Raw genomic sequence first — 5705 nt, 5'->3', positions numbered from 1 at the left:
CACAAGAGCCATAGAAGATATAGCAGGCATTCGCGCAGAGATTAAATGGCCGAATGACCTATTAATAAATGGGAAGAAATGTACTGGAATATTGACAGAGCTCCAGGCCGACATGGACCGTGTTCATGCCATCATTTTGGGAATCGGAGTGAATGTTAACCAGTTAGAAACAGATTTCCCTGAAGAAATACAATCGATCGCCACTTCCATTCAAATGGTTTCTGGACAACCAGTCGATCGTGCTCAACTGATTGCACGAATTTTGCATCATTTAGAAATTTATACAGATTTATATATAACGCACGGTTTTGAGCCATTGAAGATCCTATGGGAAAGTTATTCGTGCACACTCGGTAAACGAATAAAAGCGAGCATGATTAATCAGCAAATTGAAGGCTTGGCTCTCGGCATTACAAATGATGGGGTATTACAAGTCAAAACCGACGATGGTCAGATTCACGGAATTTACTCTGCTGATATCGAAATACAAAATTAAGAAAAGTAAATCAAGATGGAATGTGCAATTTATTTCTGTTATAGTAAAAGCGAAGGGCAGTATCTTTGTAGAACTGCACCTGATGAATACAAGAAGATCTTTATAAATTTAATAATTCTGCCTTGATCTTAATCGACAGGGACGGAGGAAACCAATTACTTATCCTACGCAACCCTTCTGTCCATTCCTGGTCAGTAGGGTTTTTATTTTGGTTTTCTCTCCGAAGAGAGGAGCTAGGAAATGAAAACGACGACCGATTTTATTAATATGAAAAAAGAGAACGATAAAATTATTATGTTAACTGCTTATGACTATCCATCTGCAAAAATTGCAGAAAGTGCAGGCGTTGAAATTTTGCTTGTGGGAGATTCCCTGGGCATGGTTGTGCTTGGATATGATTCGACGATTCCTGTCACAATGGAAGATATGATTCATCATGGAAAAGCAACAAGACGCGGTGCAAAAGATACCTTCCTTGTAGTGGATATGCCATTTGGAACCTACCACGGGACAACGGACACTACACTTTCGAATGCCATTCGCCTTTTCCAGGAAACAAATGCACAAGCACTGAAAATTGAAGGTGCGGATGAAATGATCGACGTCATCCGTTTATTGTCACGTACTGGTATTCCCGTAGTGGCTCATCTTGGGTTGCTTCCACAATCTGCAAGCGTATCAGGTGGCTATAAAGTACAAGGGAAAACTGCGGAAGCTGCTCAAAAACTAATTGAAGATGCCAAGGCATGTGAAGCAGCAGGTGCCATTATGGTAGTTCTGGAATGTATTCCTTACCAACTCGCTAAAACAATCACAGAATCTTTGACGATTCCTGTCATCGGCATTGGGGCTGGCGCTGAAACGGATGGTCAGGTTCTAGTATTCCATGACACCGTGACTTATGGTAGCCATCATATGCCTAAGTTTGTTAAAGCTTATGCGAGTGCAGGCAAAGAAATTGAAGACGGCTTGACACAATATGTTGATGAAGTGAAATCTGGTGAATTTCCAGCAGTTGAACACCGATTCTCAATGAAAGATGAAGAATTCCAACAGTTATACGGAGGAAAACAATGATTCAAGTTCAGTTAATCAACGATCTAAAAGAAAACGTAAAAGCAGCGAAACAAGCCGGTAAAAGCATCGGCTTTGTGCCAACGATGGGCTTTTTGCATGAAGGGCATATGTCTTTAGTTAAACATGCAAGAGAAGAAAATGACTTTGTGATCATGAGTATTTTTGTCAATCCTGCACAATTTGGTCCGAATGAGGATTTGGACAGATATCCCCGAGATTTAGAAAGGGATACGAAAATGGCCGTTGAGGCAGGAGTCGATTTGTTGTTCTTCCCGCAAGCGGAAGAAATGTATCCGCAAGATGGCGGAATTACAATCCGTGCAGGTGCTCAAGCTGATGTTCTTTGTGGTGCTTCAAGACCTGGACATTTTGATGGTGTCTTGAAAGTTGTCACAAAGCTTTTCCATCTAGTTGAGCCGACTAAAGTATATTTTGGCCAAAAAGATGCTCAGCAACTAGCTATCATTGAAACGTATGTAAGAGATTATAATTTCCCTTTCGAAGTTCGCAGAGTCCCAACAGTTAGGGAAGAGGACGGTTTAGCTAAAAGTTCAAGAAATGTATTCTTAAGTGAAAAAGAACGTGTCGAAGCGCCACTTATCCAACWAGCGATACAAATGGGACTGGAAGATTATCAAAAGAACCAGGATGCCGAGAAAGCTACATTAGTAACCATACAACACATCGAAAATGGCACGTCTGGGAATATTGATTATGTGGAACTGTTGAGCTATCCCGACCTGACAAATAATTTATCAAATAACAAGTCCATTATTTTAGCGGTAGCTGTCTTTTTCGAAAAAGCACGGCTGATCGATAATTTAATTTTGAACAATAAAGGAGAATAATCCATGTTACGAATGATGTTAAATTCAAAAATTCACCGCGCTGTCGTGACCGAAGCGGATTTAAATTATGTAGGCAGTATCACTATCGATCAAAATCTTTTGGATGCAGTCGGTATGCTGCCAAATGAAAAAGTGCATATCGTAAACAACAATAACGGTGCACGTTTTGAAACGTATATCATTGCCGGCGAAAGAGGCAGTGGAGTTATTTGTGTTAATGGAGCAGCTGCCCGTCTTGTTCAAAAAGGCGACGTCGTCATTATTTTGTCGTATGCATACGTGATGAACGATGAAGCAAAAGAACATAAACCAACTGTTGCCATCATGGGTGAGAATAATTCAATTCGTGAAATCATCAGCTACGAACCTGAAGCAACAGTAATGTAAGTAAAAACTGTATTTCAACATGTACAGAATAAAAAGAGGAAAGAAGTGATCTCACTTCTTTCCTCTTTTTTATGATGTAATTCATTTTAGGTAACTGCTCAAGGTTGATTAATAAATAGTAATTCTTGTTGCAATATTTCACATTGCGCCATGAAGTAGTCCCAGTCAACAGAAATTGTATTCTCCATTTTCAGTTCAGCTTTAATTAGTGCTTGATTTACAAATTGAGCTTTCTTTATATCTTCTTCTGTCCAAGTGCTTAGTTGGTAATTTGAATTTGTCGGTAATTGATTTAATGCAGAAGCAATCTTTTGGATGGTTTCCATTTCTTCTTTACTCAGTCCTTTGGAGGGGAATGTATGGGAAGCCGTTCCATACCATAGATCATCAAGAATAAGATTTAATTGGTTCGAAACAATCTGAGGGTTGTTCCAACCTTCTGTTTCTTGTTGTTGCAAAATTCCTTGTAATTCGACTAAGGGATATTGGATATTATCTAGAAAGTATTGTTTTTGATGCCAGCTATTCAAATAAAGCATAAACAAAATAACTGATATCATTGTTAATGATATGAGTGAGTATATGATTCTTATCTTTTTCTCTTTTTTTATAAGCCAACTTCCTTTCAAATAATCTTAAAAGTTATTCGGAATGAGAATAATGTAATAGATATAAATATATATTCCATAAAAATTCCAAATAACCTTTTTGATTATAAGGAATGATGAAATTAAACGGAGTAAAATTAAGGAAACTGCCAAATTTACAACATCGGGATGTTTTTTGCTCAGGTAAGTTATACAGGGGGAAGTCAAAAGCAAACCGGAATCCAGTCTGGAATAGTGTCTTTTTATAGGGTGAATCGTAATGTTTCAATCATTTCTTTTTCATCTACCATTTTTGTGGAAAATGCGATATTGTTATTTTCTTTGGCTTTTTTAAATTTATTAAAAATGGAATCTGCGCCCTTTCCGCAGACGAACTAGCAAGCTTACTTGGGCCAACAGGATGTTGGTCACGAAGTACCTCTTATTCCGTTTTGCAAGCAGATAATGAAAAAGCCAGGATAAAAATGGCGGTGAAATGTTTCCATATGTCCATTTGGCAATAACCTCCTTCTTGAAATAGACCTCATCACATCGTGTCAGTTACACTTCCATAGATGTTTTGTGATACAATTTTTTTGTTAGAAGTCTAAATTGTGAGCTGATATTTTATGTTAAGCCCTACTTATGCCGTTGTAGATATTGAAACGACGGGTCATTCGCCTGCAAAAGGGGATCGGATGATTCAATTTGCCGTTGTATTCGTACGAGATTGGCAAATCCAATCTACTTTTTCAACCTTCATTCAACCAGGTAAAAAAATCCCTTTATTCATACAAGACTTGACCAATATTTCAGATGATGACGTCAAAGATGCACCGATTTTTGAAGATGTGGCCGGAGACATTTATGACATGCTGGAAGATTGTATCTTTGTTGCGCATAATACGAATTTTGATTTATCTTTTGTACAAGCCGAATTCAAGCGTACGGGATTCCCTTTATGGAAAGGCAAAAAAATGGATACCGTTGAACTGTCACGCTTACTGTTTCCGACGTCTTTCAGTTATAAATTACAGGATATTACCCAAGAGCGGGGCATCCAACTAACAAATGCCCATCGTGCAGACGATGATGCCTATGCGACCGCTGAATTATTTATAGAGTGTATGAAAGAAATTGAAAAACTGCCGATTCAAACACTAGAACTAATTCATAAACGATCTTTTCAGATGAAATTCGACATCTCTGCTTTATTTTTCGAAGCTCTTCAAAGAAAGCGAAAGATGCTCAAATCCGAAAATTACGATTTTTATAAAGGCATTCCGCTTCGACAGAAGTATTTCATGCAAGGTCCAGTGGAATCTTCCATTTTCTATCCTGAAACCAAGAACCAGAAACGTCTCTATTTTTCAGAAGGGTTACAGGACTTCAAAGAACGTGAAGGGCAGTTTCAGATGATGGATGCCATATGGCAAACCTTTCAGGAAAAAAATGAACTGGCCATTGAAGCATCGACGGGACTCGGAAAGACGCTAAGTTATTTAATTCCAAGTTACTTCTATGCAAAACAACAAAACAAAAAAGTATTAATCAGCACGTACACTACTCACTTAATGGAGCAACTATATGACGTTGAAATACCGAAATTAGAAGCCATTGTAAAAAATAGTGTTCAAGTTGCGATTTTGAAAGGTGCTAGACATTATCTCGACTTGCACCGTTTCGAGGAATTACTGCGTGCAAAAGACGAATCTTATGATGAAACGTTTGCTATTTGCCAGCTGTTAGTTTGGTTAACAAGAACTTCTACAGGTGATGTTGGGGAACTGAACGTTTCAAGTGGCGGTCAATTTTTCCTCGACAAAGTCCGGAAAAATGCATTTTCCGTTAAGACAACGGAAGTGAATGACCATGATTTCCATGCATATGCATTGCTTCAAAGTCAGCATGCAGATATTCTTATTACCAACCATGCCATGCTCTTTACTGATCGGCATAGGCTGGAACCATTACTCAAGAATGAAATCAGTGGATTTATTATTGATGAAGCACATCAATTTGTACAAGCTGCGAATACACGTGATGAAAGAATCTTTTCATACACGCAGTGGAAATATGTATTTGGTCAACTTGGAACCCGCGATCAGGAACAATTAACCTTTTCTTTCGCCAATGTTTTGGAGAAACATGGGGTGGATGTGATTTATTCGTTCGATGAACTTGATCGGATTTATATGAGGTGTAGTGACAAGTTTGATGAAGCGATTCAATCCATTATTCAGAGTGTCCGCCGTAAGACTGCGACAAAATCTCATTCGAAACAAACGATTTTGTTCGAAGATTTAGATC

Annotated in this window: 6 protein-coding genes; 5 read left to right on the top strand and 1 reads right to left on the bottom strand. The window is 38.3% G+C overall.

Annotated elements, in window-relative coordinates; translation table 11 throughout:
• The 4 genes from AC1DSB_RS13300 to panD all read left to right on the top strand — a co-directional run.
• On the top strand, positions 1–496 hold a 496-nt coding region (locus tag AC1DSB_RS13300; RefSeq protein WP_477586870.1), incomplete at its 5' end, for a biotin--[acetyl-CoA-carboxylase] ligase.
• A gap of 240 nt (positions 497–736) precedes the next feature.
• Positions 737–1573, top strand: coding sequence for a 3-methyl-2-oxobutanoate hydroxymethyltransferase (panB, locus tag AC1DSB_RS13295; protein WP_477532677.1), 837 nt, complete (start codon positions 737–739; stop codon positions 1571–1573).
• The gene (gene panC / locus AC1DSB_RS13290; RefSeq protein ID WP_477586869.1) at positions 1570–2421 is read left to right on the top strand and encodes a pantoate--beta-alanine ligase; all 852 of its coding nucleotides are present in this window, start codon (positions 1570–1572) and stop codon (positions 2419–2421) included. The genes panB and panC overlap by 4 nt, the downstream gene beginning before the upstream one ends.
• A gap of 3 nt (positions 2422–2424) precedes the next feature.
• Positions 2425–2808, top strand: coding sequence for an aspartate 1-decarboxylase (gene panD / locus AC1DSB_RS13285; RefSeq protein ID WP_016427391.1), 384 nt, complete (start codon positions 2425–2427; stop codon positions 2806–2808).
• Positions 2809–2906: 98 nt separating this feature from the next.
• On the opposite strand, the gene AC1DSB_RS13280 is transcribed toward panD, so the two are convergent.
• Positions 2907–3347: a hypothetical protein gene (locus AC1DSB_RS13280; RefSeq protein WP_477586868.1), complete on the bottom strand. Its 441-nt coding sequence runs from the start codon at positions 3345–3347 to the stop codon at positions 2907–2909.
• Between the two features lie 677 nt (positions 3348–4024).
• Between AC1DSB_RS13280 and AC1DSB_RS13275 the strand changes: the two genes are divergently transcribed.
• On the top strand, positions 4025–5705 hold a 1681-nt coding region (locus tag AC1DSB_RS13275), incomplete at its 3' end, for an exonuclease domain-containing protein (protein WP_477586867.1).

It is taken from the genome of Paenisporosarcina sp. P4_E4_2 (genome assembly GCF_056401595.1).
Note: the sequence above shows the minus strand (reverse complement) of the source record. Positions and strands in the feature narration are given on the sequence as shown.